This is a genomic window from Sporosarcina beigongshangi, assembly GCF_033485195.1.
In the GTDB taxonomy this organism is placed as follows: Bacteria; Bacillota; Bacilli; order Bacillales_A; family Planococcaceae; genus Sporosarcina; species Sporosarcina beigongshangi.
In genome coordinates, this window is record NZ_JAWLIR010000032.1 from 65,475 (window position 1) to 84,316 (window position 18,842).

An 18,842-nucleotide genomic window follows, 5' to 3' on the forward strand; every position below is an offset into this window, starting at 1 on the left:
AGGGAAATGGGGACGCTTCAAAATGGCCTGAAAGCGGGGCTTCGGACAACGTGGACGTTAGGGAAAATTATTTTTCCGATCACGATACTAGTCGTCATCTTGCAACATACACCAGTTTTGCCCTGGGTTATTCAGTTAATCGCACCGATTATGGGGCTATTCGGTTTAAGTGGGGAGGCTGCGATTCCGTTAGTACTCGGTAATGCCCTTAACTTGTATGCAGGAATCGCTGGTATTTTATCTCTAGAATTGACGGTAAAGGAAGTATTTATTATCGCAATTATGCTATCGTTTTCGCATAATCTATTCATCGAAACGGGTGTTGCGCTGAAGGTTGGCGTGAAGCTGTGGATCGTACTCGTCGTGCGATTTGGGCTTGCCGCGCTGTCCGGAATAATGATTAATCTATTGTGGCAAGGCGGAGGAGAAACGGCGCAGTATGGGATGGCCCCGAAAGTGACAGCTGTGCCCGATGGCTGGTTAGAAATCGGCTTGCTAGGTGTCCAAAAAGCATCTTTTGGTGTGCTGCAACTGGCGCTTATCGTCATTCCATTAATGATTATCGTGCAATTTTTGAAAGATCGGAATTACTTGCAAAAATTTTCGGAGAAGTTGGCACCCTTTACAAAGGTCATTGGTGTACAACCAAATGCATCCATGACGCTTGTGGCGGGCTTGGTCATTGGGCTTGCTTACGGTGCTGGTGTCATGATCCAGGCTGTCCAAGAGGATGGTGTCAGTAAGAAAGATGCGACGTTGGCATTCATTTTCCTTGTAGCCTGTCACGCTGTTATTGAAGATACGCTAATATTTATGCCGTTAGGTATTCCTATTCTTCCATTGCTGCTTATCCGTGTTGTGACGGCATTTGTCTTGACCATCATTGTTGCATATGTTTGGAAACGGACTGAACTACAGAAAGAGAAAGAGGTGTCAGTTGCTGATGGCTAAACCCATTACGACATTATTATTTGATTTTGATGGAACATTAATGGATACGAATGAATTGATCATGCAGACGTTTGAGCATGTCCTTGGGAATCATTATCCGGGAAAATATAGTCGTGAGGATATTTTACCCTTTTTGGGGCCGACCCTGCATGAAACGTTCAGTTCGGTCGATTCGAATAGGACAGAGGAGCTCATTGCGGAATATAGAGCATGGAATAAAAAGATGCACGACGCGCTAACAAGTGAGTTTGATGGTGTCTCTGAAACGTTGAAGTTGCTGAGGGAAGCCGGTTTCAAAATGGCAGTTGTCTCGACGAAGAGGAATGATATGCTTTTCAAGGGACTTAACCTGCTTACAGTAGATCATGTTTTTGACGCTGTCATCGGCATGGATGATGTAACGAAAACGAAACCAGATCCGGAGCCGATTTTACTGGCTCTTGAACGACTGGGAGCTACTGCAGACGAAGCCCTCATGATCGGTGATAATTATCATGATATCGAGGGAGGTAAAAATGCAGGTGTCCGTACAGCGGGCGTGGCGTGGTCTGCGAAGGGGGAAGCGTTTTTACAAACATTCCAACCAGATTATATGCTACAGCATATTACGGATTTATTGCGCATTGTAAAAGGTGAAGAGGTTTGAGGCGTACTGAACGGCACCCGGCAAAAGGCGGAGCAAATTCACTTTGGCATATTTACAAAACAGTATCGTTTTTCAAGGTGGCAAAAAACTTTGCAGTGATTCAATTGTCTAGGTATACACCCTTTATTCCGGTGAAAAATTTTCTGTTTCGGACATTTTTAAAAATGGAAGTGGGACAAAAAACTTCATTTGCGCTCATGGTCATGCCAGATGTTATGTTTCCAGAGCGAATTAAAGTAGGAGATAACTCAATTATTGGTTTTAACACTACCATTCTTGCCCATGAATATTTGATCGATGAATATCGTATTGGCGATGTTGTAATTGGAAAAAATGTGTTGATTGGAGCGAATACGACGATTCTTCCGGGTGTGGAAATTGGTGACGGGGCAATTATTTCTGCAGCATCTCTCGTTAACCGAGATATTCCACCAGGTGTCTTTGCGGGTGGAAATCCGGTAGCTATCATCTTTACGCAAGAACAGATGAGAGAGCGTCAGCAAAATAATTGAAAACGAATTGCGTTGGTGTAAGTTATGTTATAATAGGCAACAATACGGGAAGGAACGTATAGCGCGTTCCTTCTTATTTTTTCGGGGGAATATGATTGGACAAACAACGTAAGATGCAGGATAAAAAAATTATTTCGTTCATTCCAGACGGTGAGTTTTATTATAATAAAGCACTTCAAGCGATGCAGCGTGACCGTTTTGATGATGCGCATAAATATTTGAAAAGGGCCACGGAATTGAGTCCGAATGATTCCGATATCCTCATGCAATATGGTGTGCTCGTCATGGAGGAGGGTCGTTTTGAAGAAGCTCATGAGATACTGATGACTGCACATACAATTGCCCCTCTTGAAGTGGAAATTATTTTCTATTTGGCGGAAGTGCATGCACATCTGGGGATGTTGCGTGATGCTAGAATGTATGCAGAAAAGTATATCGAGCTCAGCCCAGATGGTCCATTTGCAGATGAGTCGATGGAAATTATCGACTTTGCAGAACAGGAAGAACCCTTTTTTCAAGAAGATGAAATGCCTGATGGTGAAGTCTATTTTCTTCAGGAGAAAGCACGAAGTCTTATGGAATCAGGTAAGTTTAACGAAGCCGTAGAACTGCTGGAGTCGATTATTGTGGATTACCCAGAGTTTTGGGCAGCCTACAATAACCTGGCGTTAGCATATTTTTATGTAGGTAAGACCGAGCAGGCAAGTGTGCTGCTGCATGAAATTTTAAGTAAAAACAAAGGGAATATACACGCACTCTGCAATCTTGCGGTCTTTTATTATTACGAAAAAAAAGAAGAGGAATTAGAGTCGCTTGTTGATTTGTTAGTGAAGATTAAGCCTTATCAATTCGAGCATCGTTACAAGCTCGGGGCGACATTTGCACTGGTAGGTAGACATAAAGAGGCTTATGACTGGCTACGGAGCTTGCAGAAGCGTGGTTTTCAAGGAGATGCAGGCTATTATTTCTGGTTATCGCATTGTGCCTACTTTTCCGGCCATGAGGAAGTGGCAAGAGAAGCATATACAACATTAGTGGAAATGGATCCAACGAAGGTTGGCTATGAGCCATGGAAGGATGTTCAATCAGATATTCAAGCCGATTCGCTTGAACAGGATCGGGAGTTTTTGTTGGACAAAATTCAAAACAGTTATAGAAGTGAGCGGATGTTTGGATTTTATTTGCTTGGTAAGTCAGGTCATAAACAAGAAATTATTTCACATCCTTCTTATATTGATATGGATAAATTAAGTAATTTGGAGCAGTTGTTCTTGGCGAGTGGAATCGATTATGAATTCATGCCGACAACGATTTTTGATAAATCGTTTTTAAGAGCACTTGAAACGACGGATTTGCTTTATTCGAAATACCGACCGTTGGATAAACAAGCGACACATCTTTTTCAAATGTGGTTTACACTTTGTGAAACGGGGCTAAGCCGTTCTTATTTGTTCCGTAATCCATCTGCACTTGCAGCTGCAGCTGATTATATGTTCCAATCATCGCGTTATTCAGGCGTTACGAAAACGGCAATTGCACGCGAGTTTGGTATATCCGTTCCAACATTAACGAAGTATGTGGAGGAATTGATCGAATTTCTGCCACATTTTGATGCGTAATTGACTACTTGTGTCTAGCAAAGGGTTTCTGATGCTCCGAGGCTCACAGGATGCGGCGGACTTAGACTGCATTCCTTGTGTAAAGGCGCCATTCGCTTTTCATGCCAAGCAGAAAAGTTGAATGGTGTTAGCCAATCTTATACGATTTGGTAAGAGTTAATTTGAATGAGTGTGAGATACAAACTTTCTGTTCATTCAAATTACACCGAGGTGTAATTGATTCAAGGAGGAAATTTATATGACAACCGAAAAAATCTATGATGTCATTATTATTGGTGCGGGACCTGCCGGCATGACAGCCGCTGTCTATACATCTCGTGGGAATTTATCGACGTTGATGCTGGAACGCGGAATACCAGGTGGTCAAATGGCTAACACGGAGGAAATCGAAAACTATCCTGGATTTGAAACGATTTTAGGTCCGGATTTATCTACAAAAATGTTTGAGCACGCGAAGAAGTTCGGTGCTGAATATGCATATGGCGATGTGACAGACGTAATTGATGGCGAAAGCTTTAAAACGATTGTTGCGGGTGGCAAAGAATATAAAGCGCGTGCCATTATTATTACAACAGGTGCGGAATATCGAAAAATGGGTATTCCAGGTGAGAATGATTTGACTGGCCGTGGTGTAAGTTATTGCGCGGTTTGTGACGGTGCATTCTTCCGCAAAAAAGAGCTTGTCGTTATCGGTGGCGGTGACTCTGCTGTTGAAGAGGGATCGTATTTAACACGCTTTGCAGACAAAGTAACGATTGTTCACCGTCGCGATGAGTTGCGTGCACAAAAGATTCTTCAAGATCGTGCGTTTGCGAACGACAAGATTGACTTTGTGTGGAATTCAACGGTTAAACAAGTGAACGACAAAGACGGTAAGGTTGGCTCTGTTACGCTTGTTTCAACGATTGATGGTTCAGAAAAGGAATTTGAGACAGATGGCGTGTTCGTCTATATTGGAATGGATCCATTAACAGCTCCTTTTGAAAAATTAGGAATTCTTGATGAAAACGGCTATGTCAAGACGAACGACATTATGGAAACGTCTGTACCAGGAATTTATGCGGCTGGCGATGTGCGTGAGAAATTATTGCGCCAAGTAGTGACAGCAACAGGTGACGGCAGTATTGCTGCACAAGCCGTTCAAAAATATGTCGAAGAATTGATGGAAAAGCTAGGCGCTAAAGCATAATTGATCGATTTGGCATATTTTAACGTAACCTTAATATGCTTGTAACAGGAATGCAACATCTTAGAGGTATACTAGTAGTATCAATTGACCCCCCTTTTGATATAGCTACTTACAAAAAAGGCCATCTACTAGAATATCCTAGTGGGTGGCCTCCTTTTTCGTTTTGTTTATCTTCAATTCATTGTATACTAAATGCATGCGCTTAAAAAGGTGAGGATGGACAAATGCAAAAAATCGCAAACTTAGTCGTTGTGAAAGACGGTCAAGTATTATTATTAAAAAAACCACGTCGCGATTGGTATGTAGCGCCCGGAGGAAAAATGGACCCTGGCGAGTCGGTGTATGAAGCGGCAGTGCGGGAGTTTTTAGAAGAAACGGGTACCGAAGCTGTTGAACCACATTTAAAGGGCGTTTACACAATGGTTATTATGGATGATGCTGGACAGCGCGTTTTAGATGAGTGGATGCTCTATACATTTATGGCACGTGATCTAATTGGAATTCCATTTGAAACGACAACAGAAGGGGTGCTTGAATGGCATCCTGTTGAAAGCTTACAAACCCTTCCAATGGCAGAAGGAGATCGAACAAATTTATTGTTTGCCGTCACGCAAAAGGGCATCCAGTATGGTACTTTTTTTTACACGGAAGACTTTAAATTGTTGAAGGAAGAAATTCAGCGATCAAAGGAAGGTGATGGACTATGACGGAAATAGAAACACCAAATAGCGATGTGGAAATTGTCATTATTACAGGCATGTCAGGTGCAGGTAAGACAGTAGCGATGCAAAGCTTTGAAGATCTTGGGTTTTATTGTATAGATAATTTGCCTCCTGAATTATTAGTCATGTTCCTTGACCTTATGATGAAGTCGGAAAATCGTATGAGACGCATCGCGGCCGTTATGGATACGCGGGGCGGGGACCTTTTCGATTCGCTCATTGGTGCGCTCGATGATTTGCTTCGGATGGAAGGTGTGTCTTCTCGTATTTTATTCCTCGATGCAGATGATGAGACGCTCGTTCGGCGCTATAAAGAAACGAGACGCTCGCATCCTTTAGCGGAGGGGGGATTACCACTAGAGGGAATTCGCAAAGAACGCCTTTTGCTAACAGAATTGAAAGGTAGGGCTCGCTCTATTTATCAAACGTCGGGCTTGAAGCCAAGGGCATTGCGCGAAAAAATTATGGCCGAATTTTCTACAAAAGAAGGCGCTGGCTTTACTGTAAACTTCATTTCATTCGGCTTTAAGCATGGTATGCCGATAGATGCTGACGTCGTGTTCGATATACGCTTTCTACCGAATCCTTTTTATATTCAGGAGTTAAAGGTGCAGACGGGACTTGATAAGGATGTGTACGACTATGTGCTGAAGTGGAGCGATACACAAATCCTCATTGAAAAGTTATCCGATTTGTTTAAGTTTTTAATTCCGCAGTATAAAAATGAAGGCAAATCACAAGTTGTCGTCGCATTCGGTTGTACGGGAGGGCAGCATCGCTCAGTCACGCTAGCCGAATTTTTCGGAGCGAGATTTAAGGATGAATACCGGACGCTCATAACGCATCGAGATATTGAAAAGAGAAAGGAATGACATCATGTCTCGATCCGGTAAATTGAAAAAAGTAGTTGCCTTCGGTGGCGGAACCGGATTGTCTACGTTATTGCGCGGTTTAAAAAGTCATCATATTGACTTGACGGCAGTTGTGTCTGTAGCGGATGATGGAGGAAGCTCGGGTAGACTTCTTGACGAATATGATATTCCCCCACCGGGTGATATCCGTCAGGTCATGGCAGCGCTTTCAGATGTTGAACCCCTTATTGAAAGGATGTTTCAATACCGTTTTTCGTCTTCGGAGGATTTGAAAGGGCATTCACTAGGTAATTTAATGCTTGCTGCGATGACGGATATTACAGGTGATTTCGCACGTGCTATCGAGCAAATGAGTCGCGTGCTGAATATTAAAGGAAAAGTGTTACCGGCTGCCAATCAACGGATTACATTGCATGCTGAATTGGAAGATGGCACAATTGTAACAGGAGAGTCTAAAATTCCGGTATATGGTCGGAAAATCCGCAAAGTGTATATGTCACCCCAAGAAGCTGAGCCACTTCCCGAAACGGTCGATACAATTATGGGAGCGGACTTACTTGTTTTTGGTCCAGGTAGTTTGTACACAAGCATTTTACCGACAATACTCGTTCCAGCGATTCGTGAGGCTGTTCTAGCATGTAAGGCAAAAAAAATATATATTGGTAATTTAACAACACAAGCAGGAGAAACGTATCGTTATACGGCATCAGAGCATGTCCAGGCATTATATGATCACGCAGGTGAAGCATTCCTCGATGCGGTATTATTGAATGGTGCCGATATTGCAGCGCTGTTAGGCAAGAAGGAGCAAACGGAGCCACCGTGGTCTGTTATTAATGATTTGGAGAACATTCAACGACTTGTCCCTGATGTCATTGTGAAAAATATGGCATTGGTGAATGGCAAAAATGTGATGCATGATTCTGAAAAAGTTGCAAATTTGCTCATGGATTATATAGATAGTGCTATAAAAACGGATTAGACGTGATCGTCGCCGGGAAAGGGGACTTGAAAAATCATGTCTTTTGCTTCAGAGACAAAGAAAGAAATGACGCAGATTGAGGCAGATGATTGTTGTATAAAGGCGGAGGTTGCGGCTTTCATTAGAATGAATGGCGCACTGTCCTTTTCAAATAAACAACTAAGCCTAGATGTGCAAACTGAAAATGCTGCGATTGCAAGGCGTTTGTATTCAAATTTAAAACGCTTGTATCCCTATAAAGTAGAATTACTTGTTCGGAAAAAAATGCGTTTGAAAAAAAACAACGTATATATTTGTAGAATACGGGATGGTGCTAAGCCGCTTCTGGAAGATCTACTCATTTTAACGGGAACATTTCAATTTAAAAATGAAATATCACCCGAAATCGTAAAAAAGAAATGCTGTCAGCGTGCTTATTTAAGAGGTGCTTTTCTTGCGGGTGGTTCGGTGAATAATCCCGAGACATCCTCTTATCATCTTGAAATCTTTTCGATTTACAAGGAACATAGCGAAGCGCTCGTAGAATTGATGAATAAATATCAGCTCAACGGTAAAACGATTGAGCGCAAAAAAGGTTATATTGCCTATTTGAAGGAAGCAGAGAAAATATCGGACTTTCTAAGCATCGTCGGCGCGCATGTCTCGTTGATGAAATTCGAGGATGTACGGATTATCCGTGATATGCGCAACAGCGTAAACAGGCTTGTGAACTGTGAAACCGCAAATTTGAATAAAACAATTGGGGCTGCCCAGCGCCAGGTTGAAAACATAAAATTTATCGAGAGCACAATAGGATTAGGGCAATTGCCAGATAGATTACAAGAAATCGCGAGACTACGTGTGGACAATCAGGATATTACATTAAAAGAACTTGGCGAATTGGTTTCAGGCGGGGCGGTAAGTAAGTCAGGCGTGAACCATCGTTTAAGAAAAATAGAGGAAATTGCAGAAAATCTCCGTAACGGGGGCATTGGAAGCTGACAAATAGATAGGAGTTGGGGAATACATGGCAGAACAAACAGTGGAAGTAAAGTTGAAATCAGGATTACAAGCAAGGCAAGCAGCACTTTTTGTCCAGGAGGCAAACCGTTTTACAGCGGATGTATTTTTGAGGAAAGAGAATCGTCAAGTTAATGCGAAAAGTATTATGGGGATTATGAGCCTCGCAATCGCGCGCGGCACATCTGTCACACTCATTGCTGAAGGCATTGACGAGGAACAGGCACTAAGTACACTTTCGGTCCTTGTTGAAAATGAAAAATAAATAACCATCCCAGCCGTTTTCTTATCGTCATACGATAGTTGGAGACGGTTTTTTATTTTGGGAAGTGCAGCCATTTGAAGGAGTGTGCAACCAAAGTGAGCAACTGTGCATCCATTTAGTCAAAGTGTGCAACCAAGGTGAGCAAATGTGCAACGAAATCGTCGAAGTATGCAACCAATTGGGTGGAGTGTCCAACCAAAGTGGGAGAGTGTACAACCATTTTGTCAAAGTGTCCAACAAAGGGCGGAGTGTGCAACCAAAGTGAGCAAATGTGCAACCATTTCGTCAAAGTGTGCAACAAAGGGTGGAGTGTGCAACGAAATCGTCGAAGTGTGCAACCAATTGGGGGGAGTGTCCAACGAAAGTGAAAGAGTGTGCAACCATTTCGGCAAAGTGTCCAACAAAGACGGAAATCTAACTTATTCACTCCCAGCTACAAATGAATAATACTTTTGTAAACAATAAAATACCCGTCATTGCGTACGTACACAATGACGGGTGAGAATGCCCTCGGCGGGAGTCGAACCCACATTTCAAGCTTCGGAGGCTTGCGTGCTATCCATTGCACCACGAGGACTCAATATGCATAAACTGCCTTGTAGCAGACAAATTCCATTATACTAATGCAGTCAGCCGAATGCAATAGTTATTTTAGAAGCGTTATATTTGACCTTCGTTGACCATACTATGTATGATAAAATTACAGTTGAAGCACATCTATGTTTCAACAGACTGAAAACACTATCCACCTTGAAGGAGGAAATGGAATGAATCTAATACCTACAGTAATTGAACAGACGAGTCGTGGGGAGCGGGCTTATGATATTTATTCCCGCCTATTGAAAGACAGAATTATTATGCTTGGTAGTGGAATTGACGACAACGTTTCAAATTCTATCGTTGCGCAGCTTCTTTTCCTTGAAGCTGAAGATCCAGAAAAGGATATTTCAATTTACATTAATAGCCCAGGTGGAAGTATCACAGCTGGTATGGCAATTTATGATACAATGCAGTTCATCAAGCCGGATGTTCAAACAATTTGTATCGGTATGGCAGCTTCAATGGGGGCATTCCTTCTTGCAGCGGGTACGAAAGGGAAACGCTATGCCCTTCCAAATGCAGAAGTGATGATTCACCAACCACTTGGCGGCGCACAAGGTCAAGCGACAGAAATCGAAATTGCTGCAAAGCGTATTCTTTTCCTACGTGAAAAACTAAATGGCATTCTTGCAGAGCGTACAGGACAGTCGATTGAAGTACTTGCAAAAGATACTGATCGCGATAACTTTATGACTGCAGAACGTGCAAAGGAATACGGTTTAATTGACCATATTATCGCACGCAGTGATATGAAGGAAGTAAAATAATTATAATGAAGCCGATCTGCTTATGGGTCGGCTTTTTTAATTTCAAAACTTAACCATCGCTACCTAGCACCGCAGCGACTTCAATGGAATCACTAAGTTCACTTTATATGAAGCAGTATCTTGTGCACACCACACATTCTTCATCTATACTAAAAGTATATTAAATTTCTAGAGGTGTTTCCAATGCATGTCACATTTTACACAAAACCAAACTGCCATCTTTGTGAGGAAGCAAAAGCAATGATGAAACTAGCGCAGGAGGATTTTCCACTTACGTGGGACGAAATTAATATTGAAATGGACGATGTGAGTCATGAAAAATATATGCTAATGATTCCAGTTATTGAGAAAGACGACTCAGTATTATTGTATGGTGCAATTGGTTATATAGACGTCGTTGGTTTATTTTGAATTCAGCAGAAAGAAACTACCTTTGTAGGTGGCGGAATGAATGCGGTTTTGTTCCCCTATTTAGGGGATGCCCAAATGCCCGCCGAATTCAGAGAAAGCCTCCGGGCGTAATTGATTTTGAAAACAAAACGTTATTGTTGATTAGTGACAGAAGATAGTATACAATTAGGTTGTAAATATTTTTTTGTTCTACGTGGGACATTTTTCAGTTCTATGGGACGACATATGTCCTTGTGACTGAAAGGAGGAACAATTGAACACTATGATGGAAGCGCAAAGGCAACTCGTACCTGAAATGATGGAGCTTATGCAGCAAAGATACCGAATATTGAAGTTCATCAAAATGTCGGGTCCAATCGGAAGGCGTCCACTTGGTCAGATTGCTGGTCTTTCAGAACGAGAAACACGAACGATGATGGATATTCTACGGGCTCAGAATCTTATTCATGTGGCAAAAGAAGGTGCCTCGATTACAGTTGAAGGTAACACAGTGTTACAAACGCTTGAGTCTGTTATGGAAGACTGGTCGGGTCGCGCATCGCTTGCTAAAAAGCTAACGGAGTTTTTAGGCATTCGCTCTGTCAAGGTTGTTTCTGGTAATTGTGATATGGACAGTGACTCTACTGCAAAAAGTTTGTTAGGCATGGAGGCGGCGAAACAATTCAGCTCCAAAATTGGAGAAGGCAAAATTGTAGCCGTTACTGGTGGGAGTACAATTGCAGCGATTCCCTCGCATATCGAAAAATTTAGTGACACAACGGATCAGTTTTTTATCGCCGCGCGAGGCGGTGTCGGAGACGATATCGGCTTACAGGCAAATGTAATCGCAGCTTCCTTCGCTGAAGCGTGTGGGGGAACGTATAGTACGTTTTATTACCCAGAGTCGTTAAGTGAAGAAGCGCAAAAAGCATTTCGCAATGAGCCGTTTGTTGTGAAGATGCTTGCCCTTTATGAAACTGCGGATTGTGTTCTTCATGGAATCGGAGATGCTCAAACGATGGCTGTCTTGCGTAATTCGCCAGACGAGGAACAGCAATTGCTTCAAAAAAATGGAGCTATTGGTGAAGCATTTGGTTATTATTTCGACAAAGATGGTAATGTCGTTCATCGACTTCGTACAGTTGGTATTCAGACGAGCCATTTAGAGCGAGTTCCACTTATCATTTCGGTGGCTGGTGGAGGTAGCAAAGCAGAAGCCATTTTGGCTTATATGGCAAGCGCACCGAAACAAACGATTTTAGTTACAGATGAAGGTGCGGCAAATGAAATGCTGAAACTGCTCATCAATAAATAATTTTTTAGGATTAAGGCTTTAATTTTTAGGGAATAGGTAAAAGTGGATAAATGTTTTAAAAAATATAAAAAACTACTCGGAGGTAATTTATTATGGCTATGAAACTTGCAATTAACGGATTTGGACGTATTGGGCGTAAAGTATTCCGCGAGGCTTTGCAACAAGAGGAAATCGAAATCGTTGCAATCAACGATTTAACGGATGCAGCAATGCTTGCACACCTTCTGAAATATGACTCTGTACACGGTGTTAACGATGCAGAAATCAGTGCTGAAGGCAATAGCCTAGTTGTGAACGGTAAAAATATTAAAGTATACGCTGAAAGAAACCCTGCAGATCTACCATGGGGAGAGCTTGGCATAGATGTTGTTATCGATTCAACAGGCGTATTCACAGACCGCGAAGGACTTAACAAGCACATTGAAGCGGGCGCGAAACGTGTTATCTTGTCAGCTCCGGCAAAAGGCGATATTCCAATGCTTGTTATGGGTGTTAACCATGAAACATACGATGCTGCAAATGATACAATCGTATCGAATGCATCATGTACGACAAACTGTCTTGCACCAATTGTAAAAGTATTGAACGATAAGTTTGGTATCGAGCGCGGTATGATGACAACTGTTCACTCTTATACAAATGACCAAAAAATCCTAGACTTGCCACACAGCGACTACCGTCGTGCACGTGCAGCTGCTGAAAACATGATTCCAACAACTACTGGTGCTGCATCTGCAGTAACAAAAGTTATTCCAGCATTGGCAGGTAAATTGGATGGTATGGCAGTACGTGTACCAACACCAAACGTTTCACTAGTTGACTTTGTTGCTGATCTTAAACAAGACGTAACAGTAGAAGAGGTAAATGCTACTCTTAAAGAAGCATCTGAAAACGAACTAGCTGGCGTTCTTGTTTACAATGAATTACCACTTGTTTCAAGAGACTATAACGGCAACACAGCATCTTCAACAATCGATGGCTTGTCAACAATGGTTCTTGCGGATAACATGGTAAAAGTTATTTCTTGGTATGACAACGAATCAGGTTATTCTGCTCGTTGTATCGACCTAGCGCTTTATATGCACAGCAAAGGCCTATAATTATCAGCGGGCACTTTCGCTGATAATTATAGCCAATAAAATAGATACCGCTTATAATAAAGTTGGGTAAGAGGAGCGGGGGATTACCCCGTTCCTCCTTTTTTTGAGAACAATACTTTTGAAGGAGGCATGTTTCATGAAGTCGAAAAAGACGATGAAAGACTTACAGCTTGAAGGACAACGCGTATTTTGCCGCGTAGATTTTAATGTGCCGATGGAAAATGGACAAGTAACGGATGTTACACGAATCCGTGCAGCAATCCCAACAATTGAATACATGGTAGAACAAGGAGCAAAAGTTATTCTTGCCAGTCACCTGGGTCGTCCAAACGGCGAAGTGAACGAAGAAATGCGCCTGACTGTAGCCGGCGAAAAACTAGCCGAGCTAATTGGTAAACCAGTTCTTAAATTAGATACGTCTATTGGACAAGAAGTTGAACAAGCAATCGCTTCTATGAAAAATGGCGATATTGTCCTTCTTGAAAATGTTCGATTCCATGCTGGGGAAGAAAAGAATGATGCTGACCTTGCGAAAAACTTTGCAGACCTTGCAGATGTATTTGTTAACGACGCATTTGGTGCTGCACACCGTGCACATGCATCCACTGCGGGTATCGCGGACTATATTCCGGCAGTATCAGGCTTGTTAATTGAAAAAGAATTAGATGTGCTTGGCAAAGCATTGTCTACGCCAGAGCGTCCATTTACAGCGATTATTGGTGGAGCAAAAGTGAAAGACAAAATCGGTGTCATCAATCATTTGCTCGACAAAGTGGACAACTTGATTATTGGCGGCGGCTTGGCTTACACATTTTTGAAAGCGCAAGGCTATGAAATTGGTAAGTCTTTGCTTGAAGAAGATAAAATTGACTTAGCAAAATCATTTATTCAAAAGGCAAAAGATAACGGCGTTAAGCTATATCTGCCGATAGATGTGACGATTGCAGACGATTTTTCGAAAGATGCCAATACGAAAGTCGTGAAAAATGATGCGATTCCTGCAGATTGGGAAGGTCTCGATATTGGGACTGAAACAGCTGAATTGTATGCAAAAGTAATAGAAGAATCGAAATTGATCATTTGGAATGGCCCAATGGGTGTATTTGAGTTAGAGCCATTTGCAGGTGGCACGAAGCGCGTTGCACAAGCAATGGCAGTAACGTCCGGCTATACAGTCATTGGCGGCGGCGACTCAGCAGCAGCTGTTGAAAAGTTTGGCGTTGCTGATAAAATGGATCACATTTCGACTGGTGGAGGCGCTTCTCTTGAATTTATGGAGGGCAAAGACTTGCCAGGTGTTTCTGCACTAAACGATAACTGAGTAGGGGGAATCGATATGCGTAAACGAATAATTGCGGGTAACTGGAAGATGTACAAATCTGTTGAAGAAGCGAAAAGCTTTGTTGAGGAAGTAAAGGGTAAAATTCCGGTTTCAGATAACGTAGAAGCCGTTATTTGTCCGCCATCTTTATACCTTTCAGAGTTGGCACAGCTAACAAAAGGCTCAGCTTTAGGTATTGGTGCACAAACGATGCACGATGTAAAAGAAGGCGCATTTACGGGTGAAGTGAGCCCGGCGATGTTAGTTGGCATTGATGTTGGCTACGTCGTTCTAGGTCACTCTGAGCGTCGTCAATATTTCAACGAAACAGACGAGTCCGTCAATCGCAAGGTCCATGCGGCATTCGAATACAACCTGACACCACTTGTTTGTGTAGGTGAAACGCTTGAAGAGCGCGAAGCAGGCCAAACAGTTGAGCTAGTTGCTGCCCAAGTGAAGAAAGCATTTGAAGGCATCAGTGCGGCACAAGCGGAAAAAGCGGTTATCGCATATGAGCCAATCTGGGCAATAGGTACAGGTAAAACAGCAACTGCACAAGATGCCAATGAAGTATGTGGCGCAATCCGTGCAACAGTTAGCGAACTATACAGTGAAACAGTGGCAGTAAGCATCCGCATTCAGTACGGTGGTAGCGTAAAGCCAGATAATATTGAAGAACTTCTGTCAATGGAGCATATTGACGGTGCACTTGTTGGTGGCGCAAGCCTTGAACCAGCATCATTCTTGAAATTGGTTGAGGCTGGAGCACATGAGTAAAAGTCCGGTCGCACTAATTATTTTAGATGGATTTGGGCTACGCGATGAACAACTAGGTAATGCAGTTGCGCTGTCGAAAAAGCCAAATTACGATCACCTATGGAATAACTTTCCGCATACTACGTTAACAGCTAGCGGAGAGGCGGTAGGACTTCCGGAAGGCCAAATGGGGAACTCGGAAGTAGGGCATCTCAATATTGGAGCTGGTCGTATTGTCTACCAAAGTTTGACACGTATTAACAAATCCATTAGAGAAGCAGATTTCTTTGATAAAGAAGCACTTTTAGGTGCGATTGCCCATGCCAAGCAACGCGGTACGGCACTTCATCTCATGGGATTGCTATCTGACGGTGGCGTACATAGCCATTATGAGCATTTGTTTGCGCTGTTACGTCTTGCAAAGTTGAATGGCATTGACAAAGTGTTCGTTCATGCATTTCTGGACGGACGCGATGTAGGTCCACAAACAGCACTTGATTATATCGAAAAGACAGAAGTAACGATGAAGGAACTTGGTGTTGGGAAGTTTGCCAGCATTTCAGGGCGTTATTATGCGATGGATCGGGATAAGCGCTGGGAACGTGTGGAAAAAGCCTATCATGCAATCGTTGATGGCACAGCCCTAACAGCTGCAACGCCAACTGCGGGAATACTCGCATCGTATGAGCGTGGTATCCATGATGAATTCGTCGTACCATTCGTTATCGAAGAGCTAGGTAAACCTGTTGCAACAGTCGAGGATGGGGATGCGGTCGTATTCTTTAACTTCCGTCCTGACAGAGCCATTCAGCTATCACGTACGTTTACAGATGCTACATTTGATGGTTTTGATACAGGTGGCAACAAGTTCTCGGATTTGAAGTTTGTCACGTTCACACATTATAGTGACGAAGTTGCTGCGGAAGTCGTTTTTAGCAGTCAAAACTTAGAAAACACGCTCGGTGAAGTGATTGCCCATAATGGATTAACACAATTGCGTATTGCAGAAACTGAGAAATACCCACATGTCACTTTCTTTATGAGTGGCGGTAGGGAAGAAAAGTTTGCGGGTGAAGAACGGATTTTAATTGCTTCACCGAAAGTAGCTACTTACGATCTAAAGCCGGAAATGAGTGCCTTTGAAGTAACAGACGCACTGATTGAAGGCATTGAGGCTGATCGTTATGACGCGATACTCTTGAACTTTGCCAACCCAGATATGGTCGGGCATAGTGGAATGCTAGAGCCGACGATTAAAGCGATTGAAACGGTGGATACTTGTTTAGGTAAAATCGTTACTGCTTTACATGCGAAGGGTGGTATGGCAATTGTTACAGCCGATCACGGTAATGCCGATGAGGTCATGACACTAGAAGGTTCGCCAATGACAGCACATACAACAAATCCTGTGCCAGTCATTGTGACAAAGCCAGATATCGTGCTACGAGAAGGCGGTATACTCGCAGACCTTGCGCCAACAATGTTAAAATTATTAAAGCTTGAACAACCGGTAGAAATGACCGGCACACCATTATTTTAAAAAGGGGAGACTAACATGCCAGTTATTACAATTGTCCAGGCAAGAGAAGTACTTGATTCACGAGGAAATCCAACGGTAGAGGTTGAAGTATTCACAGAGAGCGGCGCATTTGGCCGTGCAATCGTTCCATCAGGAGCATCTACAGGTGAATATGAAGCTGTAGAACTACGTGATGGCGACAAAAATCGTTACCTCGGTAAAGGAGTTCTAAAAGCAGTTGAACACGTCAATGATGTCATTGCTGACGAACTTGAAGAAATGTACTCTGTTTTGGATCAAGTAACAATCGACAAAGCGTTGATCGAACTTGATGGTACACCGAACAAAGGGAAATTGGGCGCTAACGCAATTCTTGGCGTATCAATGGCAGTAGCACGTGCGGCTGCAGATTATCTCGATATTCCACTTTACCAATACCTTGGTGGTGTCAATGCAAAACAATTGCCAGTTCCAATGATGAACATTTTGAACGGCGGCGAGCACGCAGATAACAACGTCGATATTCAAGAATTCATGGTTATGCCAGTCGGTGCGGAATCATTCCGTCACGGTCTACGTATGGGTACTGAAATTTTCCATAGCTTGAAAGCTGTATTGCAGTCAAAAGGCTTGAATACTGCTGTTGGCGATGAAGGCGGATTTGCTCCGAACCTATCTTCTAACGAAGAAGCATTGTCAACAATTATCGAGGCAATTGAAAAAGCAGGCTACAAGCCAGGTGAAGAAGTTCTTCTTGCAATGGACGTAGCTGCTTCTGAAATTTTCAATAAAGAAGATGGCACATACAACCTTTCAGGCGAAGGTATCGTCAAGACATCTGCTGAAATGGTTGATTGGTACGCTGAAATGTGCGAAAAATACCCAATTGTTTCAATCGAAGACGGTTTGGATGAAAATGACTGGGCAGGTCACAAGCTATTGACAGAACGCCTTGGCAAAACAGTTCAACTCGTTGGAGATGACCTGTTCGTTACAAACACTGAGAAATTGGCACGTGGTATCGAAGAAGGCATCAGTAACTCAATCCTTATTAAAGTGAACCAAATCGGTACATTAACGGAAACGTTTGATGCAATCGAAATGGCAAAACGCGCTGGCTACACAGCTGTTATCTCTCACCGTTCAGGTGAATCAGAGGATACAACAATTGCTGATATCGCAGTAGCAACAAACGCTGGTCAAATCAAAACAGGTGCTCCGTCACGTACGGATCGCGTTGCGAAATATAACCAATTGCTTCGTATCGAAGATCAGCTTGACGACACAGCTGAATATTTAGGTGTAAAGACGTTTTATAACTTGAAAAAATAATTGCGATGAAAATCCCACTTCGGTGGGATTTTTTGATGGGATTGATACTTTGTGAGTTGGGTGTGCAACGAAAAGTGTGGAGTGTCCAACCATTTCGGGAGTGTGCAACGAAAAGTGTGAAGTGTGCAATCATTTCGGGAGTGTGCAACCAAATGTGTGAAGTGTCCAACCATTTTCATGGAGTGTGCAACGAAATGTGTAAAGTGTCCAACCATTTGCATAAAGTGTGCAACGAAAAGTGTAAAATGTCCAACCAACTGCATACACGCACCAATTTTTTCTATAAAAATCACTGCTGATCATCAATAAAAACGATTCATCTAACAAAAGGTTGTAACGGCAGCTTATTTTTGGTAAAATAAAGATTGTTGTGAGTTTTAATCAGGAGGTGGAACAAAATGCATGAAGTATTGATGGTACTACTTGTAATCGTATCGCTAGCTATGATCGCTGTCGTATTATTACAATCTGGAAAAAGTGCAGGTCTTTCAGGAGCCATCTCTGGTGGAGCTGAACAACTTTTCGGAAAACAAAAAGCACGTGGACTTGATCTTGTTCTTCAACGGGTGACATTGGTATTGGCTATCTTATTGTTTATCTTAGCCATTTTAATTATGAAATTCTAAAACTTATGTGAATAAACTACGAACGCCTGACCTTCCGACTGGTCGGGCGTTTTTTATCTAAGTTCAGCAGAAACTCCCTGCTGAACTTAGATAAAGCCTCCGGCGGATGTCACGGATTTTTAGGGGATCTTTTCGAGCGGGCTCGAAAAAAATCCGGACGCAATTATGCCAAGGCATAATTAATAGAAAGGAATACATATTATGCGAATATCTCAACCAAAACCATTTTTTATAGAAACAGGCAAGCGTGCAGTTTTACTATTGCATGGATTCACGGGCACTTCAGCAGACGTACGGATGCTTGGGCGCTTTCTTGAGAAGAAAGGCTATACATCGCTCGCACCCCATTATAAAGGGCA

Annotated in this window: 20 protein-coding genes and 1 tRNA gene; 20 read left to right on the plus strand and 1 reads right to left on the minus strand. The window is 42.6% G+C overall.

Features of this window, described 5'->3' with window-relative positions; genetic code table 11:
- Positions 1–6 precede the first annotated feature (6 nt).
- The 10 genes from R2B77_RS14260 to R2B77_RS14305 all read left to right on the plus strand — a co-directional run bounded on the left by R2B77_RS14260 (position 7) and on the right by R2B77_RS14305 (position 8,757).
- Positions 7–951: a nucleoside recognition domain-containing protein gene (locus R2B77_RS14260; RefSeq protein ID WP_203248699.1), complete on the plus strand. Its 945-nt coding sequence runs from the start codon at positions 7–9 to the stop codon at positions 949–951.
- Entirely contained in the window at positions 941–1,597 is a 657-nt protein-coding gene (gene ppaX / locus R2B77_RS14265; protein ID WP_232843512.1) for a pyrophosphatase PpaX, read from the plus strand. The genes R2B77_RS14260 and ppaX overlap by 11 nt, the downstream gene beginning before the upstream one ends.
- Complete coding sequence (locus tag R2B77_RS14270; protein WP_203248701.1) at positions 1,594–2,109, plus strand: acyltransferase; 516 nt, start codon at positions 1,594–1,596, stop codon at positions 2,107–2,109. Before ppaX ends, R2B77_RS14270 begins: the two co-directional genes overlap by 4 nt.
- 95 nt (positions 2,110–2,204) lie before the next feature.
- Positions 2,205–3,728: a tetratricopeptide repeat protein gene (locus tag R2B77_RS14275; protein ID WP_203248702.1), complete on the plus strand. Its 1,524-nt coding sequence runs from the start codon at positions 2,205–2,207 to the stop codon at positions 3,726–3,728.
- 238 nt (positions 3,729–3,966) lie between these two features.
- Positions 3,967–4,917, plus strand: a complete 951-nt coding sequence (trxB, locus tag R2B77_RS14280) for a thioredoxin-disulfide reductase (protein WP_203248703.1) — start codon at positions 3,967–3,969, stop codon at positions 4,915–4,917.
- Between the two features lie 224 nt (positions 4,918–5,141).
- Positions 5,142–5,624: an NUDIX hydrolase gene (locus R2B77_RS14285; protein ID WP_203248704.1), complete on the plus strand. Its 483-nt coding sequence runs from the start codon at positions 5,142–5,144 to the stop codon at positions 5,622–5,624.
- Positions 5,621–6,511 carry an RNase adapter RapZ gene (gene rapZ / locus R2B77_RS14290; RefSeq protein WP_203248705.1) on the plus strand — a complete coding sequence of 297 codons (891 nt, stop codon included), beginning with the start codon at positions 5,621–5,623 and terminating at the stop codon, positions 6,509–6,511. Before R2B77_RS14285 ends, rapZ begins: the two co-directional genes overlap by 4 nt.
- A gap of 4 nt (positions 6,512–6,515) precedes the next feature.
- The gene (locus tag R2B77_RS14295) at positions 6,516–7,493 is read left to right on the plus strand and encodes a gluconeogenesis factor YvcK family protein (protein WP_203248706.1); all 978 of its coding nucleotides are present in this window, start codon (positions 6,516–6,518) and stop codon (positions 7,491–7,493) included.
- Positions 7,494–7,529: 36 nt separating this feature from the next.
- Positions 7,530–8,474: a DNA-binding protein WhiA gene (gene whiA / locus R2B77_RS14300; protein ID WP_203248707.1), complete on the plus strand. Its 945-nt coding sequence runs from the start codon at positions 7,530–7,532 to the stop codon at positions 8,472–8,474.
- Between the two features lie 25 nt (positions 8,475–8,499).
- A complete protein-coding gene (locus tag R2B77_RS14305; protein ID WP_203248708.1) occupies positions 8,500–8,757 on the plus strand; it encodes an HPr family phosphocarrier protein in 258 nt (85 codons plus the stop codon).
- Between the two features lie 505 nt (positions 8,758–9,262).
- Here the strand turns inward: R2B77_RS14305 and R2B77_RS14310 are convergent.
- A tRNA-Arg gene (locus R2B77_RS14310) sits at positions 9,263–9,334 on the minus strand.
- A gap of 190 nt (positions 9,335–9,524) precedes the next feature.
- On the opposite strand from R2B77_RS14310, the gene clpP reads away from it, so the two are divergent.
- The 10 genes from clpP to R2B77_RS14360 all read left to right on the plus strand — a co-directional run.
- On the plus strand, positions 9,525–10,124 hold the full coding sequence (gene clpP / locus R2B77_RS14315; RefSeq protein ID WP_203248709.1) for an ATP-dependent Clp endopeptidase proteolytic subunit ClpP: 600 nt from the start codon (positions 9,525–9,527) through the stop codon (positions 10,122–10,124).
- A gap of 183 nt (positions 10,125–10,307) precedes the next feature.
- Positions 10,308–10,535: a glutaredoxin family protein gene (locus R2B77_RS14320; protein ID WP_203248710.1), complete on the plus strand. Its 228-nt coding sequence runs from the start codon at positions 10,308–10,310 to the stop codon at positions 10,533–10,535.
- A gap of 262 nt (positions 10,536–10,797) precedes the next feature.
- Positions 10,798–11,829, plus strand: a complete 1,032-nt coding sequence (locus R2B77_RS14325; protein WP_232843513.1) for a sugar-binding transcriptional regulator — start codon at positions 10,798–10,800, stop codon at positions 11,827–11,829.
- A 92-nt stretch (positions 11,830–11,921) separates the two neighbouring features.
- The gene (gap, locus tag R2B77_RS14330; protein WP_203248712.1) at positions 11,922–12,929 is read left to right on the plus strand and encodes a type I glyceraldehyde-3-phosphate dehydrogenase; all 1,008 of its coding nucleotides are present in this window, start codon (positions 11,922–11,924) and stop codon (positions 12,927–12,929) included.
- 136 nt (positions 12,930–13,065) lie between these two features.
- Positions 13,066–14,250, plus strand: coding sequence for a phosphoglycerate kinase (locus R2B77_RS14335; RefSeq protein ID WP_203248713.1), 1,185 nt, complete (start codon positions 13,066–13,068; stop codon positions 14,248–14,250).
- Between the two features lie 15 nt (positions 14,251–14,265).
- Entirely contained in the window at positions 14,266–15,027 is a 762-nt protein-coding gene (gene tpiA, locus R2B77_RS14340; RefSeq protein ID WP_203248714.1) for a triose-phosphate isomerase, read from the plus strand.
- Entirely contained in the window at positions 15,020–16,546 is a 1,527-nt protein-coding gene (gene gpmI, locus R2B77_RS14345; RefSeq protein WP_203248715.1) for a 2,3-bisphosphoglycerate-independent phosphoglycerate mutase, read from the plus strand. The genes tpiA and gpmI overlap by 8 nt, the downstream gene beginning before the upstream one ends.
- Positions 16,547–16,561: 15 nt before the next feature.
- Complete coding sequence (eno, locus tag R2B77_RS14350; protein WP_203248716.1) at positions 16,562–17,857, plus strand: phosphopyruvate hydratase; 1,296 nt, start codon at positions 16,562–16,564, stop codon at positions 17,855–17,857.
- 398 nt (positions 17,858–18,255) lie between these two features.
- A complete protein-coding gene (gene secG / locus R2B77_RS14355; protein WP_203248717.1) occupies positions 18,256–18,483 on the plus strand; it encodes a preprotein translocase subunit SecG in 228 nt (75 codons plus the stop codon).
- A gap of 201 nt (positions 18,484–18,684) precedes the next feature.
- A partial coding sequence (locus R2B77_RS14360; protein WP_404830759.1) for an alpha/beta hydrolase occupies positions 18,685–18,842 on the plus strand: 158 nt, incomplete at its 3' end.

What these genes read in the sequence shown, in the direction of transcription:
- secG (WP_203248717.1), top strand. Translation starts at nt 18,256, where the DNA reads ATGCATGAAGTATTGATGGTACTACTTGTAATCGTATCGCTAGCTATG.
- R2B77_RS14305 (WP_203248708.1), top strand. Translation starts at nt 8,500, where the DNA reads ATGGCAGAACAAACAGTGGAAGTAAAGTTGAAATCAGGATTACAAGCA.
- tpiA (WP_203248714.1), top strand. Translation starts at nt 14,266, where the DNA reads ATGCGTAAACGAATAATTGCGGGTAACTGGAAGATGTACAAATCTGTT.
- gpmI (WP_203248715.1), top strand. Translation starts at nt 15,020, where the DNA reads ATGAGTAAAAGTCCGGTCGCACTAATTATTTTAGATGGATTTGGGCTA.
- eno (WP_203248716.1), top strand. Translation starts at nt 16,562, where the DNA reads ATGCCAGTTATTACAATTGTCCAGGCAAGAGAAGTACTTGATTCACGA.
- R2B77_RS14260 (WP_203248699.1), top strand. Translation starts at nt 7, where the DNA reads ATGGGGACGCTTCAAAATGGCCTGAAAGCGGGGCTTCGGACAACGTGG.
- rapZ (WP_203248705.1), top strand. Translation starts at nt 5,621, where the DNA reads ATGACGGAAATAGAAACACCAAATAGCGATGTGGAAATTGTCATTATT.
- R2B77_RS14285 (WP_203248704.1), top strand. Translation starts at nt 5,142, where the DNA reads ATGCAAAAAATCGCAAACTTAGTCGTTGTGAAAGACGGTCAAGTATTA.
- R2B77_RS14295 (WP_203248706.1), top strand. Translation starts at nt 6,516, where the DNA reads ATGTCTCGATCCGGTAAATTGAAAAAAGTAGTTGCCTTCGGTGGCGGA.
- R2B77_RS14320 (WP_203248710.1), top strand. Translation starts at nt 10,308, where the DNA reads ATGCATGTCACATTTTACACAAAACCAAACTGCCATCTTTGTGAGGAA.
- clpP (WP_203248709.1), top strand. Translation starts at nt 9,525, where the DNA reads ATGAATCTAATACCTACAGTAATTGAACAGACGAGTCGTGGGGAGCGG.
- whiA (WP_203248707.1), top strand. Translation starts at nt 7,530, where the DNA reads ATGTCTTTTGCTTCAGAGACAAAGAAAGAAATGACGCAGATTGAGGCA.
- trxB (WP_203248703.1), top strand. Translation starts at nt 3,967, where the DNA reads ATGACAACCGAAAAAATCTATGATGTCATTATTATTGGTGCGGGACCT.
- R2B77_RS14335 (WP_203248713.1), top strand. Translation starts at nt 13,066, where the DNA reads ATGAAGTCGAAAAAGACGATGAAAGACTTACAGCTTGAAGGACAACGC.
- gap (WP_203248712.1), top strand. Translation starts at nt 11,922, where the DNA reads ATGGCTATGAAACTTGCAATTAACGGATTTGGACGTATTGGGCGTAAA.
- R2B77_RS14325 (WP_232843513.1), top strand. Translation starts at nt 10,798, where the DNA reads ATGATGGAAGCGCAAAGGCAACTCGTACCTGAAATGATGGAGCTTATG.